Origin of the sequence: Sphingopyxis sp. P8 (assembly GCF_020622175.1) — a bacterium.
Taxonomy (GTDB): domain Bacteria; phylum Pseudomonadota; class Alphaproteobacteria; order Sphingomonadales; family Sphingomonadaceae; genus Sphingopyxis; species Sphingopyxis jiangsuensis.
Genome location: NZ_JACNMK010000001.1, coordinates 582,245 through 600,332 on the forward strand (window position 1 = coordinate 582,245; position 18,088 = coordinate 600,332).

Here is an 18,088-nt window from a genome sequence, read left to right on the forward strand (position 1 = left end):
GCATCATGACCAACGCGCCCAAGCCGATCATCCAGATCCGCAACGTGTCCAAACGCTTCGGCAAAGTCACTGCGGTCGACGATGTGAACCTCGACATTCTTGCCGGCGAGTTCTTCGTCCTGCTCGGTCCATCCGGCTGCGGCAAGACCACGCTCCTCCGAATGATTGCGGGGTTCGAGCTGCCGACCGAGGGCCAAATCCTTATCGACGGGCAGGACATGGCGGGCATCGCGCCGAACAAGCGACCCGTTAACATGGTCTTCCAGAGCTATGCCGTCTTTCCGCACATGAGCGTTGCCGACAATGTCGGCTATGGCCTCAAGATCGCAGGGGTGAAGGGCGGCGAAGCGAAGGATCGCGTCGCCGAGGCGCTCGAACTCGTCAAGCTCGGCGGGTATGAGGCGCGGATGCCCGACCAGATGTCGGGCGGGCAGCGCCAGCGCGTCGCGCTTGCGCGCAGCCTCGTCATGCGGCCCAAGGTGCTTTTGCTCGACGAACCGCTGTCGGCGCTCGATGCCAAGCTGCGTGCACAGATGCAGTTCGAGCTGTCCGACCTGCAGGATCAGGTCGGCATCACCTTCGTCACCGTCACACACGATCAGGACGAGGCACTGTCGATGGCAAGCCGGATCGCCGTGATCAACAAAGGCGATGTCGCGCAGCTTGCAACGCCGTCGGACCTCTATGAATATCCCGCCAATCGTTTCGTCGCCGATTTCGTGGGGTCGGTAAATATCTTCGAGGGCAAGTTGACATTGGACGAACCCGACCGCGCGGCGGTCGACTGCCCCGGACTCGGCAAGGTCTATCTCAACCATGGTGTCACCGGCCCGCACGGTGCGGACGTGTGGGTCGCGCTGCGGCCCGAGAAAATCTATCTCCACGTCCCCGGCGAAGGGAAGGCCGTCCGCGCGGCGGCGCTCGACGCGCCCGAAGACCATAATTTCGCGCGCGGCTGCATCAAGGGCATGAGCTATCTAGGCGACATCACGCTTTACGAGATCCTGCTCGATTCGGGCGCGATGCTGCGCGTGTCGCGCCCCAACCTGTCGCGCCATGACCAAGAGGATTTCACCTGGGACGACCGGGTGAGCATGCACTGGCGCGCCGACAGCCCCGTGGTGCTGCTGGGATAGGCGGAACGTCGCACCGGGCATGATCCGGACGACAATGGCGGGAGGCAAATTTACCTTCGCCACCGCCAAAAAAGCCTGCTTTGCCATATTGCCGCGCGCAAACCATCTTGGCTCGCATGGAAAAGCATCTCCAATCACCGGGCAAATTGTGGCTCGTCGGCGCCGGGCCGGGCGACCCTGACCTGTTGACGCTGCGCGCAGCGCGGCTGCTCGAAAGCGCCGACCTTGTCGTCCATGACGGCCTCGTAGGCGAAGGCGTGCTCGCGCTCATCCCCCGCCATGTTGCGCGTGTGAGCGTCGCCAAGCAGCGCAGCCGCCACACGATGAAGCAGGAACTTATCAACGAGTTGCTCGTGCGCGAAACGCGCGCGGGCAAGCAGGTCGTGCGGCTGAAGGGCGGCGACCCGTTCATCTTCGGACGCGGCGGCGAAGAACTCGACGCGGCGCGCGAGGCGGGAATCGCATGCGAGGTCGTCCCAGGCATCACCGCAGCGGCGGGCTGTGCGGCGCAGGCGGGCCTTCCCCTCACCCACCGCGAGGATGCAAGTGCGGTGAGCTTCGTCGCGGGTCAATGCAAGGACCTGACCGACCAGGACTGGTCGGGGCTTGCGGGGCATGGCCGCACGCTCGTCATCTATATGGGTCTCGCGACCGCCTCGGCGATCGCCGACAAGTTGATCGCAGACGGCGTTTCGCCCGATCTGCCGGTCGCGGTGGTGGAGCGCGGGACGACGGCTTACGCCCGCGTGCTCCGCACCTTGCTCACCGACCTCGGCGATCTGGTGGCGCGCGAACGGGTGGCAAGCCCGGCGCTGATCATCGTCGGCAAGGTCGCCGCGCGCGCCGACGCTCTCGACTGCCTCGGCGCGCCCGGCGTCGCCGAACATATAAGGGGTATTTCATGAAACTATTGACGGGCAACGACCTGAAAACGGGCGCTGTCACCTGGTGGACGGGCAGCGACTGGTCGATCCATATCGAGGACGCCGCCGATGTTGGCGAACAGGGCGAGGCGATATTGCACGCCGAAGAAGGCGCCCGCCGCGTCAACGCGCCCTATATCATCGCGGGCGAAATGACTCCTGATGGCCCGCGTCCCGCGCACATCAAGGACCGCATCCGGGCGCTCGGCCCGACGGTGCGCCCCGACCTGACTTTGAAACCCGCCGATCCCACGGCCGGCGACTGGGTGATCTGACATGTATAAATATGACGAATATGACCAGGCGATGGTCGAGGCGCGCGTCGCCGAATTTTCCGACCAGGTCCGCCGCCGCCTTGCGGGCGAAATCACCGAGGATCAGTTCAAGCCGCTGCGGCTGATGAACGGCCTTTATCTCCAGCTTCACGCCTATATGCTGCGCGTTGCGGTGCCCTATGGGACGCTCGACAGCCGACAGATGCGGATGCTCGCGCACATTGCGCGCAAATACGACCGCGATTACGGCCATTTCACCACGCGCCAGAATATCCAGTATAACTGGATCAAGCTGGAGGACGCGCCCGCGATCCTCGCCGACCTCGCGTCGGTCGAGATGCACGCGATCCAGACGAGCGGCAATTGCATCCGCAACATCAGTTCGGACCAGTTCGCCGGCGCCGCTGCCGACGAGATCACCGATCCGCGCCCCTGGGCGGAGCTGCTGCGCCAATGGTCGAGCTTTCACCCGGAATTCAGCTATTTGCCGCGCAAGTTCAAAATCGCGGTCATCGCGGCCGAGGAAGACCGTGCTGCGATGCGCCTGCACGACATCGGCATCCAGATCGTCGAGAAGGACGGCGTCCACGGCGCCGCATTCTATGTCGGCGGCGGCATGGGCCGCACGCCGATGATCGCACCGCTGATCAAGGATTTCGTGCCGCTCGAGGATTTGCTCAGCTACACCGAAGCGTGCCTGCGCGTGTACAACCGCTATGGCCGCCGCGACAATATCTACAAGGCGCGGATCAAGATCCTCGTCCACGAGATCGGCGCCGACGAGTATCGCCGTCAGGTCGAGGAAGAATTTGCGCATGTGAAGACGCTGGGCATCGACCCGCCGCGCGCCGAGTTCGACCGTATCGCCGCGCAATTTGCACCGCCGCCGCTCGACGCCTCGGCGCCCGATGACGTCGACCGCAGCGATCCCGACTTTGCCGTCTGGCTCGACCAGAATGTCGCCGCGCACAAGGTGCCGGGCCATGCCATCGTGACGATCAGCCTCAAGCCCGTCGGCGGCATTCCCGGCGATGCATCGTCGGCGCAGATTGAGCTGATGGCCGACCTTGCCGAGACATACAGCCATGACGAGCTGCGCGTCACCCATGCCCAGAACATCGTGCTGCCTCACGTCCGTAAGGCCGACCTCCATACCATCTGGCAAAAGCTGGACGAAGCCGGGCTTGCGACGCCCAACCTCGACCTCATCAGCGACATCATAGCTTGCCCCGGGCTCGATTATTGCAGCCTGGCCAATGCGCGTTCGATCCCCGTCGCGCAGAAGATCGCGACGCGCTTTGCCGACCTCGGGCGCCAGAAGGAACTGGGCGAGCTCAAGCTCAAGATTTCGGGCTGCATCAACGCCTGCGGCCACCACCACGCCGGCCACATCGGCATCCTCGGCGTCGACCGCAAAGGCACCGAAAATTACCAGCTTCTGCTCGGCGGATCGGGCGCCGAGGATGTGTCGCTCGGCGCGATCACCGGCCCCGGCTTCGACGAGGACGGCATCGTCGACGCGATCGAGCGCGTCACCGACAAATATCTGAGCGAGCGAGCCGAAGGCGAACGCTTCGTCGACACCTTCCGCCGCGTCGGCATGGCGCCGTTCAAGGAGGCGATCTATGGTTGAGCATCTCCACGTCGACGGCGAGGAACCCTGCGTCACGCTCGACGCCTTTCTGTCGCAGTCGAACGCGACCGCTGTGCGGCTCGAAAGCGACGAGGATGCGCGCGCGCTCATCCCCTATCTCGACCGGCTCAAGCTGATCGAAATCGCCTTCCCCGCCTTTCGGGACGGACGCGGCTATTCGTCGGCGCGTATCCTGCGCGAGGCCGGATATACGGGTGAACTGCGCGCGCAGGGCGACGTCCTCGTCGACCAGATCGCCTATATGAAGCGCTGCGGCTTCGACAGTTTCGCCGCCGAAAAACCGCTCAACCCAGCCGATGTCGACGCCGCGCTGGCGCGCTGGCCGCATCATTATCAAGGCGCTGCCGACGCTGCGGTACCGATATGGAAATTGAGGCATGGCTGACGTGACTTTCTCTCCCCAACACAAGGCCGAAGACCGCACGCGCGACCGCATCGATGTCGCTCCGCGTTTCACCAACGCTGACGTCATCCGGCTCAACAATCTGTTCCGCGGGCAGGACGCCGCCGAAGTCGTCGCGAGCGTCATCGGCGCGGGGCTGATCGGCGAAACGGCGATCGTGTCGAGCTTTGGCGCCGAAAGTGCGGTGCTGCTCCACCTCGTCACGCGCGTAGCGCCCGACATGCCGGTACTGTTCCTCGATACGGGCAAGCATTTCCCCGAGACACTCGCCTATCGCGACGAACTAGCGGCGCGGCTGGGGCTCAACCTCGTCAACCTGACCCCCGACGCCGAGGAACTCGCCAAGAAGGACGCGACCGAGCTGCGTTGGTCCTACGACCCCGACGGCTGCTGCGAAATCCGCAAGGTCAAGCCGCTCGAAAAGGCGCTCACCGATTTCGATACGTCGATTACCGGCCGCAAAGGGTTCCAGTCATCGACACGGCAGGGCCTGCCGCGCTTCGAACTCGACGGCTCGACCGGTCGGCTGAAATTCAACCCGCTCGCCAACTGGACGCGCGAAATGCTCGACGATTATTTCGCCGAGTACGATCTTCCGCGCCACCCGCTCGAAGCCGAAGGCTATCCCTCGATCGGCTGCTCGCCGTGCACGTCAAAGGTCAAACCCGGCGAAGACCCGCGCTCGGGCCGCTGGCGCGGCTGGGACAAGACCGAATGCGGCATCCATAGCGAAGTCACGCCAATCGACGATGACCCGGCGAACGATCCCGCGTTTTGACCTAACGTCATTGCGAGCGGCGTAGCCGCGCGGCAATCCCCAGCTATCGGCCAGCAATAGATCTCGATCGCTGTAGATTGCTTCGCTGCGCTCGCAATGACGAGAATTCAGCTACTCATAATCCGCATAAGCCAAGCTCTCGTCGGCGAGGTCGCTGAACTTGGTCGTCTTCGCCTCGAAGTGCAGGCGGATCTTGCCGGTCGAACCGTGGCGCGACTTGGCAACGATCAGCTCGGCGAGGCCGAAGACGCGTTCCATCTCCGCCGCCCATTCCTCGTGCTGCGCGTGGATCTTCACATCGTCGCCCTCGACCGGACGCTTGGGCTCGCGCGCAGCGACGTAATAATCCTCGCGGAACACGAACAGCACCATGTCGGCGTCCTGCTCAATCGACCCCGACTCACGAAGGTCGGAGAGCTGCGGCCGTTTGTCCTCGCGGCTTTCGACTTGGCGGCTGAGCTGTGACAATGCCATCACCGGAACATTCAATTCCTTCGCCAAGGTCTTCAGACCGCGGGAGATTTCCGAAATCTCCTGCACGCGATTGTCGCCGCCTTTCGACGTACCCTGTAACAGCTGCAGATAGTCGACGATGATGAAGCCGATGTCGTGCCGCCGCTGCAACCGCCGCGCGCGCGTGCGTAAGCTGGCGATCGTCAAGCCCGGCGTGTCGTCGATATAGAGCGGCAGCGTCTGCAGCTCTTGCGCGGCGCGGCTCAATTGCTGGAACTGCTCCTTGCTGATCTTACCCATGCGCAACGCCTCGCCCGACACGCCCGACTGTTCGGCAAGCACGCGGGTCGCGAGCTGGTCGGCGGACATTTCGAGACTGAAGAAGGCAACCTTTGCGCCCATATTCTTTTCGGGCGGAATGCCGTCGTCGGAATCGCGGCGCCAGCGTTCGGCGGCGTTATAGGCAATGTTGGTCGCGAGCGAGGTCTTGCCCATGCCCGGGCGTCCCGCAAGGATCATCAGGTCGCTGTTGTGCATGCCGCCGATCTTGGCGTTGACGCTCGCGATGCCGGTGGTGATCCCCGACAGATGCCCGCCCGAATTGAGCGCGCGCTCGGCCGCCTGCAGCGCGGTGAGGCTCGCGGTGCTGAAGCTTTTGACCGACCCCATTTCGGCCTCGCCGCCCGCGACCTTGTAGAGCGCGGTTTCGGCTTCCTCGATCTGCGCTTGCGGGTCGACACTCTCGCTCGTGTCGAGCGCATTGTCGACAAGCGTGCGGCCGACATCGACCAGTTCGCGCAGCAGCGCGAGGTCGTATATCTGCCGCGCAAAGTCCCGCGCGCCGATCAGGCCGGCGCCGCTTCCGGTCAGCTGCGCAAGATAGCCGACGCCGCCGACGGCCTTCATCGCCTCGTCGCCCTCGAAAAAGGGCTTGAGCGTCACCGGCGTGGCTATGCTGTTGCGCTCGATCAGCGCCATTGCCTGTGCAAATATGCGCCCGTGGAGCGCTTCAAAGAAATGCGCGGGCTGGAGCTGAACAGGCAGATCCTCGACGACTCGATTGTCGATCAGGATCGCGCCGAGGAACGCGGCTTCGGCCTCGATATTGCGGGGTAATTGGCGCTCGTCCCCGGCGGAGGCCGGGGCAGGAAACAGGGCTAGCTCGGGCATAGAGACCTTCATGCGACGGGCGGCGGGCGGGCGCAACCGGCGATGACGCGAAGATTATCATATCTGTGGAATGCTGTGAATAAGTCGCCCTTGCCCTTCGCCACCGCACCGGTAGAAGCGGGGACAGCATGACCGACGCCGATCCTTCCAAACAGCGCATCATCTCGGTCGACCTCGACGAAAGCTCGATCGTCTGGCGCAACCCCGATGTCGAGCAGGAACGGCGCGTCGCGATTTTCGACCTTATCGAGGAAAATAAATTCGTGCCGCAGCGCGGGCACGAGGATGGCTATACCGGCCCCTACCGCCTGACGCTGCGCGTCGAGGATGGACGGCTGATTTTCGAGATTGCGCGCGAGGATGGCTCGCCGCTCGAGGCGATCATCCTCGGCCTCGGGCGCTTTCGCCGGCCGATCCGCGATTATTTCGCCATTTGCGACAGCTATTATCAGGCGATCAAGACCTCGACCGCCCAGCAGATCGAAACCGTCGACATGGCCCGCCGCGCCCTCCACAACGAAGCAGCGGAAATGCTGATGGACCGGCTCGACGGCAAGATCGCGGTCGATTTCGATACCGCGCGGCGGCTGTTCACGCTGATCTGCGTGCTGCATATCAAGGGTTAGCAATGGCGACGGGGGCGGCACCATTGGGGAGTATCGGCGCAAAACTTCGCGACTGGCGCAGCCGCAGCGCGCACCTGCTGCGTCGTATCGGCGGTCTGTTGCTGTTGCTGATTCTGGCGGCTGCGATCGCGCTTTGGTGGGCGTCGCGCTGGGCTCCCCCGCGCGACATCTATCCGGTCCAAGGCGTGACGATCGACGCGAGCAACGGCGAAGTCCACTGGGGCTCGATCAAGGCCGCTGGCGCCGACTTTGCCTATATTTCTGCCACCACGGGACGCGACGGAACCGACACGCACTACGCCGAGAATATGCGCGCCGCGCGCGATGCGGGAATCAGTACCGGATCGATCCACCGCTACAGCCTTTGCACGCTCGCGACCGACCAGGCGGCGAATTTCATCCGCCACGTAGCGCGGCGCCCTGACGCGCTGCCGCCGGTCGTCTGGCTCGACTTCGACGATAGCTGCCCCGACCGGCCGACGCGCGCGCTGCTGCTGTCCGAACTCGCGACCTTCCTCGCGCAGATCGAGGCACATATGGGCAAGCGCAGCCTGATCGCCCCCGGCCCCGCGTTCGAGGCCGAGTATCGCGTGACCGAAAGTATTGCGCGCACCGTGTGGCTGCGCCGCGACTTTTTCGAACCCGATTATGGCGCCCACCCCTGGACGATGTGGCAGGCAACGGGCCATCTTCGCATTGCGGGCGCCGATGGCACCGTCGGCTGGAACGTCGTACGCCCCGAAGGAGAAACCCTATGACGGACGCGCGCGATGCGCTGATTGCGGCGGCGCGCGATGCTGCGAGCCGCGCTTACGCCCCCTATTCGGGCTATCATGTCGGCGCTGCGCTGCTCCTTGATAACGGCGATGTCGTCACCGGCGCCAATGTCGAGAATGCGAGCTATGGCCTGACGCTCTGTGCCGAAACCGCGGCGATTGCGAAGATCGCGAACGAGGGCTGGATCGACCGGCTTGCCGAGGTCGCAATCGTCGGCGGCCGTCCCGACGGCGACGCGCTGATCGGCAGCGAGCCGGTGCATCCGTGCGGACGCTGCCGCCAGATACTGAACGAGGCCGCCGAACGGTCGCGCGCCGATATATGGGTCCATTGCGCCTCGGGCGACGGCACGTCGATCGCGACCTATCGGCTGAGCGAACTGCTGCCCGCCGCCTTCGGCCCCAAGGATCTGGGCCTCATAACCGACTGACCGCTTGCGCTCGTCCGCGCGCGCCGACAAGAGAAACGCATGGCCATTCTTTCCGACAAATGGATTCGCGAAGCCGCCCGCACGCAGGGCATGATCGAACCTTTCGTGGAGGCGCAGCGGCGCGACGGCTGCATCAGCTATGGCCTCTCCTCTTACGGCTATGACGCGCGCGTCGCGCCCGAGTTCAAGATTTTCACCAATATCGACAGCACCACCGTCGACCCAAAGGCGTTCGATCCCAAGAACTTCGTCGATCGCGAAACCGACGTGTGCATCATTCCGCCGAACAGCTTCGCGCTCGCTCGCACGGTCGAGTATTTCCGTATTCCGCGCGATGTGCTCGTCATCTGCCTCGGCAAATCGACCTATGCGCGCTGCGGCATCATCGTGAACGTCACCCCGCTCGAGCCCGGCTGGGAAGGCCATGTAACGCTGGAATTTTCCAACACAACTCCCCTGCCCGCCAAAATCTATGCCAATGAGGGGGCGTGCCAATTCCTGTTCCTGCAAGGCAATGAGCCGTGCGAGACGAGCTATGCCGACCGCTCGGGCAAATATATGGGGCAGAAGGGCGTCACGCTGCCGAAGCTGTAGGAAGGATTGAGCCGCGCGCAGCAGCGGCAATCTCAAAGTTCAGCCTTGTGCACGCCGCGGTTTGCAACGCCCGGCGGACATGCCGCCCCGCCTTCTACCCGCACCGGCAAGGCCGGGAAGCGATCCTTTTGTCCACATATCGAAAGAGCCGGGACGAAGGCTGGCACAGCGGAATAATGTAGGACAGCAGTTTTTTTCGCGCGCGGGACGTCCGGTTTGGGGTGGAGAGCTGCCGCTAAATCCTCCCTGTGGCGAAGCCATGGGGAGGGGGACCGCTCGCGAAGCGAGGGGTGGAGGGGGGCCGCCGCGTTGCGCCATTAGCCCCTCCGTCAGCCCTTTGGGCTGCCACCTCCCCATGCCTGCGCCACAGGGAGGATCGCCCCCCCACAATTGGCCGCTTTCCTGCATTCCTATGTCCGTTCGTGTCGAACGAAGTCGAGACACCCTTCGGCGCCCGCCTTTCCCTCCGCCCAAACGTCGAACTCGCCGCCCTCATCCCCCGCCATCGCCCCTTGGCACCCGGCACCATCTGCGCTAGCCTCCACTTAACGTTTACGTAAAGGGAGAGAGCCGATGACCGAAGCACGCGAATTCGACATCATCGTCTATGGCGCGACAGGGTTCACGGGCCGGCTTGTGGCCGAATATCTCGCGCACCATTATGCTGGGCGCAAGGACGCCCCCAAATGGGCGATGGCGGGACGCAGCAAGGATAAGCTCGCCGAGGTGCGCGACCTGATCGGCGCGCCGAAGGACGTGCCGCTCGTGATCGCCGACGCGAACGATCCCGCCAGCCTCGACGCGATGGCGCACCGCACGAAGGTCGTGCTCACGACCGTCGGCCCGTACCAGCTTTACGGCGGCGATCTTGTCGCCGCCTGCGTTCGCGCGGGCACGGCCTATGCCGATCTGTGCGGCGAGCCCGGCTGGATGCGCGAGATGATTGACGCACATCAGGATGCGGCCAAGGCATCCGGCGCGCGCATCACCTTCAGCTGCGGGTTCGATTCGATCCCTTTCGACCTCGGCGTGCTCTTCCTGCAGGCCGAGGCGGTGAAGCGGCACGGCAAGCCCGCGCCGCGCGTCAAGGGCCGCGTGCGCAAGATGCAGGGCGGCGCGTCGGGCGGCACCATCGCGAGCCTGACCGAAACGCTGAAGGCCGTCGCCAAAAAGCCGTCGCTCGCGCTGCTGCTCAAATCCTCCTTCGCGCTGACCCCGGGGTTCGAGGGGCCATCGCAGCCAACCGGGCTCGTCCCCGAACATGACAGCGCGACGGGCACCTGGACTGCACCCTTCATCATGGCGCCGATCAACACAAAGAATGTCCACCGCACCAATTTCCTGTTGGGGCACGAATGGGGTGCGGACCTTGTCTATGACGAGATGGTGATGACGACAATCGGCGACGCCGGGAAAGCGATGGCCGAGGCGATGGCGAAGGCGAACCCCTTTGGCGACGCCAAGCTGAAGCCCGGCGAAGGGCCGAGCAAGGAAGAGCGCGAGGCGGGCTTCTACGACATCCTGTTCATCGGCGAATATCCCGACGGAACGACGATCCGCGCCAGCGTCCAGGGCGACCGCGATCCCGGCTATGGCTCGACGTCGAAAATGCTTGCGGAAACGGGGATGGCGCTGCTGGAAAATGACAGCAAAGGCGGCATCTGGACGCCGGGTGCGCTGCTCGGTCGGGCGCTGATCGACCGGCTGACTACCAATGCGGGACTGACCTTCCAGATCGAGGAATAAGCACAGGATGAGCACCTCCCCCAGCGCCCTCGACGCGCTGCTCTCCACGCTGCGCGTCGATGGCGACAGCGCAACCGCGCATATCGACACCGGCTGGATGCAGGGCCGCACAGCCTATGGCGGCATCAGTTCGGCGGTCGCGCTCGCTGCAGTCATGGAGCGCCATCCGACGGATGCACCTTTACGCTATGCCCAGATCAGCTTTGTCGGCCCCGTCGGGGGCGATTGCACGGTGGCGACGCGCGAGTTGCGCCGGTCGAAATCCTCGCTGTTCGTCGACGCCGGCGTGTCGAGCGATCAGGGGTTCGGGACCGCGGCGGTCTTTGCCTTCTCGGGCGACCGCGCGAGCCACCTCGACCACATTCGCCTGACCATGCCCGACGGCCCCGACCCCGACACACTCGAGCCCGTCCCCGACCACAAGGTTCGCCCTCCCTTCACGCGCCATTTCGACATGCGCCCGGTCAGCGGGCCGCGCTTCGACTGGAAAAGCGATGTCGGCGAATATCTGACCTGGGTCCGTTTCGTCGAGGAGCCCTCCTGTCATCCGATGGTCACGCTGCTTGCGATGGGCGATGCGCTACCCCCCGCCGCAATGGCGCTGTTCAGCGAGTTCGGGCCGATCAGTTCGATGAACTGGACGGTCAACATGCTGACCGGCGCCCCTGCCACCGACGACGGTTGGTGGCTGTTGTCGGCCAAGACGGGCTATGCGCGCGGCGGCTTTTCGGTGCAGGACATGATGATCTGGAACCGCGCGGGCGAACCTGTGATGAGCGGCAGCCAGGGAATCGCTATCTACGCCTAAAAGCCGTCGTCCCTGCCTTCGCAGGGGCGACGATTAGGCAATCGGCAGCGCGATCACCGCCTCGAGCCCGCCTTGTGCCCCATTGGCGAGCGACAGCGCCCCGCCCTCGCCGGCCGCAATCTCGCGCGCGATCGACAGCCCCAGCCCAGCGCCGCCCGTCGCGCGGTTTCGCGACTGTTCGCCGCGCGCGAAGGGCTCCACCAGCGCACGGATCTGTTCGTCGGTGAGGCCGGGGCCGTCGTCGGCGACAACGACCTGAGCTTGATCTGCCACGAGACGCACCGAGAGCCGCGCGCGGCTGCCATATGTGACGCCATTGTCGATAAGGTTGCGCAGCGCCCGGCGCAGCAACATCGGTCGCGCGACGACCGCGGCCTGCACGACATTATCAACCGCGACATTCTTGCCCTGCTCGACATAATCCTCGGCGAGTTCGCAGACGAGCGCCGACAGCTCGATCCGCTCCTGCACCTCATTCCCCGCCCCCGTCCGCGCGAGCGCCAAAATGTCGGTGAGCATCGCAGTCATCTCGTCGATCGAGGCGATCATCTTGTCGCGCAGCCGATCGTCCTCGACCCCCTCGACGCGGACGCGGAGACTGGCGAGCGGCGTGCGCAGGTCGTGCCCTACCGCGCCGAGCATCCGGTCCTTGTCGGCAAGCATCGTCGCGATGCGCGCGCGATACGCGTTGAAGGCGCGGATCAGGTCGCGCACGTCCGACGGCCCCTCCTCGTCGATCGGGATTGCGTCGCGCACTGCGGGGTTGGAGCGGGCGGCGCGCGTCAGGTCGCGCAGTGGCGCCGCGGCGCGCCACGCGATGATCATGATCGGGATGAGGAGGAGGAGATAGAGAACCAGCGTTTGCCAGACCAGGAAACCCTGCAGCCGGTTTCCGCTCGCAGGCAGGCGGCCGCGCACGGCATAATAGCGTCCGCCTACCTCCGCGACCACAATTGCCGTCCGCCCGGGCAGCTCGGTGCGCCCGAACCGGGGACGCTGCGGCAACACCCAAGCCTTGACGTCGCGTGCGTCGACATTGGCGTCGCCGAGCAGCGTCGCCACATAATCGGAGAGCTCCGGCATGGCGCTCGCGCCCGGAGGAACCGGCGGAGCTGCGTCGCCCGTCCAGACCCGCGGCTCGCGACGCTGGCGGCGGCGCTCGCGAGGGTCGCCCCGCTGGCGCTGAGGTTCGATCAGACCGCGCTCGTAACGGTCGACCGCGTCGATGATCCGCGCCACGGTCATCCCGCCACCATGTGCGAGCATCTGTTGCTTCATGCCGCGCGCGAGCAGGGCGAAGTTCACCGCCTGAGCGACAAACAGCATCACCGCGACGGCAAAGACGAGCTGGCCGATCAGGCTTTTGGGCCACAGACGGAATCTCATGCCGCGGGTCCGATTCGTTTGACCTCGCACGCGAGCGTATAGCCGCCGCCCCACACCGTCTTGACGAGCTGCGGATGCGCGGGGTCGGTCTCGATCTTCTTGCGCAGGCGGCTGACCAGATTGTCAATCGCGCGGTCGAAAATATCGGCCTCGCGCCCACGGACGAGGTCGAGCAGCCGGTCGCGGCTCATCACCTGCCGCGGATGCCGCAGCAGGGCGTGGAGCAGATGATATTCGCCCGACGACAGCGCGACCTCCTCGCCTGCTTCGTCGACAAGGACGCGCTCAACCTCGCGCAGCACCCAAGGCCCGAAGGCGTAGCTCGTCCCGCCCGAGTCGAGCGCACGTCCGTTTGCCTGCGTCCGGCGCAGCACGGTGCGAATCCGAGCAACCAGTTCGCGCGGGTTGAAAGGTTTGACGACATAATCGTCGGCGCCCATTTCAAGCCCGATAATTCGTTCGGTGTCCTCTGCGCGTGCGGTCAGCAGAATCACGGGCACGTCGCCCGCCTCGCGCAGGTGCCGTGTGAGCGACAATCCGTCCTCGCCAGGCATCATGATGTCGCTGACCACCAGATCGACCCCCTGCGCGCGCAGCACCGACCGCGCCTCAGCCGCACTGGCCGCCGCCGTAACGGCAAATCCTTGCGTTTCCAGATACTCGCCCAGCGGCTCGCGGATCGACGGCTCGTCGTCGACCAGCAGGATGCGCGGCGTGTCGCTATCGGTCATCGGTTATCCGTCTGAAACAGGCGTTCGCCCACCGGCACGGAACCGATGGGCGAACCTTGCTGGCAGGGACCAGCGGCAAAGGCAATGCATGGGAGGGGGGAGGAGTGCCCTGCCCGTCGCCGCTGGCCCCTGCCAAAGCTTTACTGGCTGGCGGGGCGCTGGCCGCGCTTGGCGCGCATCGCCTCACGATGAGCCTTGCGCTCTTCGGCCGTGACCTGCCCGTCCTTGTTCGCATCGACGCTGTCGAAGCGCGCGAGCGCTGCGGTCTGGAACTCGGCCTGGCTGATCACCTTGTCGCCGTTGGTGTCGGCGCGGCCCAGCATCATCATGCCATGACCGCCGCGCTTGCCGCGATGCCCGCGCATGCCGTCGCGCTTGCCGCGGTGGCTTTCGCCTGCTTCGGCACGCTTCTCGCCACGCTCGGTGCGCTTCGCGGCGCGCTCGGCGGCGTGTTGATCCCACTCTGCGCGGCTGATGTTGCCGTCCTTGTTCGCGTCGAGGCGCTCGAACATCTTGGCCTGCATTTCGGCGCGCTTCGCCGCGCGGTCAGTAGCGTCGAGCTTGCCGTCGCCATTCGCGTCCATCTTCGCGAACATCTGCGTTGCGGCGGCTTGCGCTTCGGCGCGGGTCAGCACGCCATTGCCATCGGCATCGCCCATCTTGCCACCCGGCGCGGCAAGCGCGGGAACGGCGATCAGGGCGGCGCCCAGAGTGAAGAGGGTGATCTTTTTCACGGAAGTACTCCTTCATGGGGGATCCGGTTTTCGGTCCCGATGAAGCGCTTTTAGGGGCCATTTATCGCACGCAATTGCCGCAATGGCGCAAAATTGTCGCAAAATGTCGCAATTGGACGTGCCCGTTCATGTCGCGGCAAGCGGCTTGGCTTGGTCCTGTGACAGGAAACACAGCGCAAGCTTCTACATCATTTCACATCGCAATCCGAATTCATGCTAAACTCGAATACCCACTAAGGCAGGGTTCCATGGAAAGGGGCAATGACGATGGAAGGAAACAGCAATAATACCACCGGCCTGATCGAGCGCATCAAAGGCATCCTGATGTCACCCGCTGCCGAGTGGGACAAGATCGACGCCGAACCCGATACTATCGGCAATATCTATTCGCGCTATGTCTTTCCTCTCGCCGCAATTCCCGCAGTCGCGGGTTTCATCGGATCGACGATGTTCGGCATTTCCGCCCTCGGATTCACCTATCGCCCCTCCATCGGTTCGGCGGCAACAACGGCTATCCTGCAATATGCCGGGGCGCTGATCGGCGTCTATGTACTCGCGCTCGTTATCGATGCTCTCGCCCCGACGTTCGAAGCGACGGCCAACCGTATTCAGGCGTTCAAGGTGGCGGCATATTCCGCGACGGCAAGCTGGGTAGCGGGGATATTCAACCTGATCCCAGCCTTGAGCGTGATCGGAATGCTGCTCGGCCTCTACAGCCTTTACCTCGTGTATCTCGGCCTCCCCAAGCTCATGCGCGCACCGGAAGGCAAAGCCGTTGGCTATGTCGTTGCGGCCGTCGTAACAATGATCGTGCTCGTCTTTGCGATCAGCCTGATCATATCGATGATCGTCAGCCCCTTTGCGCAGGGTCTCTGACAAGGTACCGAAATGAGTAAGCCCCGCCACATTTCTGTGGCGGGGCTCCCTCGGTTCCGTCCGAAGACGGGACCAATCCTATCCAATCTTTCGATCACATAGGCCCAAGAAACGCATCGGCGCGGGCCGGGTTCCATGACGAAGAAAATTTTTTCAACGAATGTTCGGGAGGCTGGAGCGGTAGCGGGAATCGAAATGTGCAGTCGAGACGTGTTGAATAGGCCATTTTTTCCAAACGGTCCTTTAAGTGGCCCCCAAAATGGCCCCCAAAGATGGCTGACTGTGAAACTTGCGCGATCTATACATGTGCAAAATCCCGCCCTATTGAAAACTATGGAAAAAATGCCGTCACTTTTGATAGTTCTTAGTCTGAGCGCGTGTGGAACGCCTCCAACCGTGCCTGACCAAGGCGAGAGTGTGGCTGAAACTGCAGATAGAGCGATGAATGCGGCGAGCGCGGCAGCAAACGCCTCGACGACACTAAATGACGCATTAGCTGCATTGAATGCAATGGGACATTCTTCCGAGGCCAGCGATCCAAGACTGGCTAATATTGCTTCACAGTTCCTAATCGTCGCGTCTCAAATGCAAGTTGTCCAAGCCGACGATGATGCAGCCCATGTTCAGGCACGCAGCGCGACAATGTCAGCAATCCATGCGAGCGAAGCAATCGACAGATTTGCGGACGGAAGTGGAACGTTTGCGGCTGTGCAGGCCGCCGCCATGAAGGCTCGAATTGATTTTGAAAAGTTTGAGCGCTGTAAGAGACTAACTAACTGCTAGTCCACCAGTCTCGCCAGTTCCCGCAAATATCGTGCCGCTGCCTTTGTCTGGGCCGAATAGCCACCATGTTTTCGGGCGTTGCTATTGCCCACAGGCGCTCCGCTCCCCTTCCCGCCGTGCATTCGGCACCGCTTCTTGCCCTTGATCGCTGGCGATTGGCACTCCGTTCCCGCACGGGTCCGCGCCCGGCAGCGATTTGCTCGGGCTAGTTGCTCCGGTTGCATGGGGTTGTTTGTCGACTTTTGCATTTTCGATACCCCCCGCGTGATGGTGAAATTGGTCGGCAACGATGGCCTGTCCGCCCTCATTAACGTGGACGTGGCGCACCGTTTGTTCGCGCGGCTGGTGAAGCTTCGCCACCGCCTCTAAGGCTGACCGACTGTTCGACTGCGCCTTGAAGGCCAGGCGCGCGTAGCGCTCAGCGGCTAACGGATAATCGCCGAAGTTCATTGTCGCCCGTCGCGCAAGTTCGGTAAACATGGCGTCGAGCGAAAGCGCCTGTGCAATTAGCAGCTCGCTCGCCAAAGTCAGATCGCCCTGCTTTACGTGTTCCGCTTTCCCTTTGATGCACTGTCCATAATCTTGGATGCCGGGATTGCCGGGCAGTTCGCCAAACATTTTCTCGGCCAATCCGTGCGCGACGACACCGTGGCGCAAATATGAACCAGTCAGCACGCGGGCCATGGTTTCGGCCTCCGATTCGCCCGCTTTCGTTTTGACCTCCACGGGAATGGTGCCGCTTTTCGACTTTCTCTTGCCGGTCATGCCGCTTCCTTCAAAGCCAAGTGCGTCAGAGTTGAAGAATAGACGAGCGCGGCAAGGTGAGCCGACCAATCGGGTCGCCACCAACCCGGTGCGATATTCGTGCCCCCCCTACCCCATGGTGCAGCTGTATATGTATTGAATTCCCGAATGAGCGGATTTGGCGGAAATGCGCCATTGCGGCCATTTAGCGTCATGGAATCCGATACCGCTGTGGTCCGCATATCGGGCCATTGTGGTGTCATCGTTTCGGATTCCATAACCGGCAATTGATTGCCGTCCCGCGCCTTGCGATAGGCTTTCAGGGAGCGCAGCCCGCGATCCATGCGCCGCCACGCTTGCGTCTTAGGCATCGGCTCACGGTTGAGGAAGTCGGACGTTGACGCCTTCCGGCCGGGACCGGGCACCCAAGTCAATCGCCAGCATCGCGCTCGCGACGATTCCGCTGTCTTCACGCTGAAATGAGAATCCTTTGTCATCTCAATAAAGCCCAAGCGAGCGAGATCGTCGAACGCGCGGCTCGCAGCCGCCAAGTCAGCGACGCCAAGCCGATGCGCGCCGTCCCGCACGCCCAAATAGAGACTGCCGTTGTTCGATCCGTTTTCCAGCATCGCCAACTCTACCAGCAAGGATCGCGCATTGGGCGACAACGCTCGATAGGCGTTGCTATTCAGCAAGGCGTGGTCGAGCCTTACAAAGCGGCTGGTCGGATTCCGGCCGGTCGCATTGACCCGGTTGCGCCGGTTGCGTCGTCCCACGGGACTAACCTTCGCCGATGACCAAAGCGCGCAGCGAAGCGGCCGGTATCAAAGTGCGCTTGCCGATCTTGCGAACCTCCAGCCGTCCCTCTCCGATCAATTGATAGAGTCGTGTGCGGCCAAGCGAAGATACGCGGCACGCTTCGTTGACCGAATAGGCGAGCGGCTCGATTGCGATAGTCTGGTGAGTCATTTGGATCTCCGTCCGGGGTTGAACGGGACCGTTCTGGGGAGTTCGGTTGCGGCAGTCCGCCGATAACCTTCATTTACTGCCAGAAACCTAGT

Annotated in this window: 22 protein-coding genes; 14 read left to right on the forward strand and 8 right to left on the reverse strand. The window is 63.4% G+C overall.

Annotation, left to right across the window (positions count from 1 at the left end):
* Positions 1-5 precede the first annotated feature (5 nt).
* From H7692_RS02880 to H7692_RS02905, 6 genes are all read left to right on the forward strand, one after another.
* Positions 6-1,136, forward strand: a complete 1,131-nt coding sequence (locus H7692_RS02880) for an ABC transporter ATP-binding protein (protein ID WP_222136013.1) — start codon at positions 6-8, stop codon at positions 1,134-1,136.
* Positions 1,137-1,252: 116 nt separating this feature from the next.
* Positions 1,253-2,041 (forward strand): uroporphyrinogen-III C-methyltransferase, encoded by a 789-nt coding sequence (cobA, locus tag H7692_RS02885; RefSeq protein WP_201925761.1) that lies wholly within the window; start codon positions 1,253-1,255, stop codon positions 2,039-2,041.
* Positions 2,038-2,334, forward strand: coding sequence for a DUF2849 domain-containing protein (locus H7692_RS02890; protein ID WP_033073443.1), 297 nt, complete (start codon positions 2,038-2,040; stop codon positions 2,332-2,334). The genes cobA and H7692_RS02890 overlap by 4 nt, the downstream gene beginning before the upstream one ends.
* 1 nt (position 2,335) lies before the next feature.
* Positions 2,336-3,967, forward strand: coding sequence for a nitrite/sulfite reductase (locus H7692_RS02895; RefSeq protein ID WP_227339744.1), 1,632 nt, complete (start codon positions 2,336-2,338; stop codon positions 3,965-3,967).
* Positions 3,960-4,373, forward strand: coding sequence for a DUF934 domain-containing protein (locus tag H7692_RS02900; RefSeq protein WP_222136010.1), 414 nt, complete (start codon positions 3,960-3,962; stop codon positions 4,371-4,373). Before H7692_RS02895 ends, H7692_RS02900 begins: the two co-directional genes overlap by 8 nt.
* Positions 4,366-5,169 carry a phosphoadenylyl-sulfate reductase gene (locus H7692_RS02905; protein ID WP_227339745.1) on the forward strand — a complete coding sequence of 268 codons (804 nt, stop codon included), beginning with the start codon at positions 4,366-4,368 and terminating at the stop codon, positions 5,167-5,169. The genes H7692_RS02900 and H7692_RS02905 overlap by 8 nt, the downstream gene beginning before the upstream one ends.
* A 111-nt stretch (positions 5,170-5,280) precedes the next feature.
* Here the strand turns inward: H7692_RS02905 and H7692_RS02910 are convergent, their stop codons facing one another.
* Positions 5,281-6,792 carry a replicative DNA helicase gene (locus tag H7692_RS02910; protein WP_227339746.1) on the reverse strand — a complete coding sequence of 504 codons (1,512 nt, stop codon included), beginning with the start codon at positions 6,790-6,792 and terminating at the stop codon, positions 5,281-5,283.
* Positions 6,793-6,920: 128 nt separating this feature from the next.
* Here H7692_RS02910 and H7692_RS02915 point away from each other — a divergent pair, with 128 nt between their 5' ends.
* The 6 genes from H7692_RS02915 to H7692_RS02940 all read left to right on the forward strand — a co-directional run bounded on the left by H7692_RS02915 (position 6,921) and on the right by H7692_RS02940 (position 11,773).
* On the forward strand, positions 6,921-7,418 hold the full coding sequence (locus H7692_RS02915) for a UPF0262 family protein (protein ID WP_227339747.1): 498 nt from the start codon (positions 6,921-6,923) through the stop codon (positions 7,416-7,418).
* A gap of 2 nt (positions 7,419-7,420) precedes the next feature.
* On the forward strand, positions 7,421-8,176 hold the full coding sequence (locus H7692_RS02920; protein WP_227339748.1) for a glycoside hydrolase family 25 protein: 756 nt from the start codon (positions 7,421-7,423) through the stop codon (positions 8,174-8,176).
* Positions 8,173-8,625, forward strand: coding sequence for a cytidine deaminase (locus tag H7692_RS02925; RefSeq protein ID WP_227339749.1), 453 nt, complete (start codon positions 8,173-8,175; stop codon positions 8,623-8,625). Before H7692_RS02920 ends, H7692_RS02925 begins: the two co-directional genes overlap by 4 nt.
* 39 nt (positions 8,626-8,664) lie before the next feature.
* Positions 8,665-9,219, forward strand: a complete 555-nt coding sequence (dcd, locus tag H7692_RS02930) for a dCTP deaminase (protein WP_201925780.1) — start codon at positions 8,665-8,667, stop codon at positions 9,217-9,219.
* A 573-nt stretch (positions 9,220-9,792) separates the two neighbouring features.
* Positions 9,793-10,965, forward strand: a complete 1,173-nt coding sequence (locus H7692_RS02935; RefSeq protein ID WP_222136004.1) for a saccharopine dehydrogenase family protein — start codon at positions 9,793-9,795, stop codon at positions 10,963-10,965.
* 7 nt (positions 10,966-10,972) lie between these two features.
* Positions 10,973-11,773, forward strand: a complete 801-nt coding sequence (locus tag H7692_RS02940; protein WP_222136003.1) for an acyl-CoA thioesterase — start codon at positions 10,973-10,975, stop codon at positions 11,771-11,773.
* A gap of 33 nt (positions 11,774-11,806) precedes the next feature.
* Here H7692_RS02940 and H7692_RS02945 read toward each other — a convergent pair whose 3' ends face one another.
* From H7692_RS02945 to H7692_RS02955, 3 genes are all read right to left on the reverse strand, one after another.
* Complete coding sequence (locus tag H7692_RS02945; RefSeq protein ID WP_201925786.1) at positions 11,807-13,159, reverse strand: sensor histidine kinase; 1,353 nt, start codon at positions 13,157-13,159, stop codon at positions 11,807-11,809.
* Positions 13,156-13,890 (reverse strand): response regulator, encoded by a 735-nt coding sequence (locus H7692_RS02950; RefSeq protein WP_201925788.1) that lies wholly within the window; start codon positions 13,888-13,890, stop codon positions 13,156-13,158. The genes H7692_RS02945 and H7692_RS02950 overlap by 4 nt, the downstream gene beginning before the upstream one ends.
* A gap of 140 nt (positions 13,891-14,030) precedes the next feature.
* Complete coding sequence (locus tag H7692_RS02955; RefSeq protein ID WP_227339750.1) at positions 14,031-14,624, reverse strand: EF-hand domain-containing protein; 594 nt, start codon at positions 14,622-14,624, stop codon at positions 14,031-14,033.
* Between the two features lie 261 nt (positions 14,625-14,885).
* Between H7692_RS02955 and H7692_RS02960 the strand changes: the two genes are divergently transcribed.
* Both H7692_RS02960 and H7692_RS02965 read left to right on the forward strand, forming a co-directional pair.
* Complete coding sequence (locus H7692_RS02960; protein WP_227339751.1) at positions 14,886-15,500, forward strand: Yip1 family protein; 615 nt, start codon at positions 14,886-14,888, stop codon at positions 15,498-15,500.
* Between the two features lie 135 nt (positions 15,501-15,635).
* A complete protein-coding gene (locus H7692_RS02965) occupies positions 15,636-16,283 on the forward strand; it encodes a hypothetical protein (RefSeq protein ID WP_227339752.1) in 648 nt (215 codons plus the stop codon).
* Here H7692_RS02965 and H7692_RS15200 read toward each other — a convergent pair.
* Genes H7692_RS15200 through H7692_RS02980 form a run of 4 tightly spaced genes read right to left on the reverse strand, consistent with a single transcriptional unit; the run spans position 16,280 to position 17,996 of the window.
* Positions 16,280-16,429: a hypothetical protein gene (locus H7692_RS15200; RefSeq protein WP_413541439.1), complete on the reverse strand. Its 150-nt coding sequence runs from the start codon at positions 16,427-16,429 to the stop codon at positions 16,280-16,282. The genes H7692_RS02965 and H7692_RS15200 overlap by 4 nt on opposite strands.
* On the reverse strand, positions 16,365-17,048 hold the full coding sequence (locus H7692_RS02970; protein WP_227339753.1) for a hypothetical protein: 684 nt from the start codon (positions 17,046-17,048) through the stop codon (positions 16,365-16,367). The genes H7692_RS15200 and H7692_RS02970 overlap by 65 nt, the downstream gene beginning before the upstream one ends.
* Positions 17,045-17,803 (reverse strand): hypothetical protein, encoded by a 759-nt coding sequence (locus H7692_RS02975; RefSeq protein ID WP_227339754.1) that lies wholly within the window; start codon positions 17,801-17,803, stop codon positions 17,045-17,047. Before H7692_RS02975 ends, H7692_RS02970 begins: the two co-directional genes overlap by 4 nt.
* A gap of 4 nt (positions 17,804-17,807) precedes the next feature.
* The gene (locus H7692_RS02980) at positions 17,808-17,996 is read right to left on the reverse strand and encodes a helix-turn-helix domain-containing protein (RefSeq protein WP_227339755.1); all 189 of its coding nucleotides are present in this window, start codon (positions 17,994-17,996) and stop codon (positions 17,808-17,810) included.
* Positions 17,997-18,088: the final 92 nt, after the last annotated feature.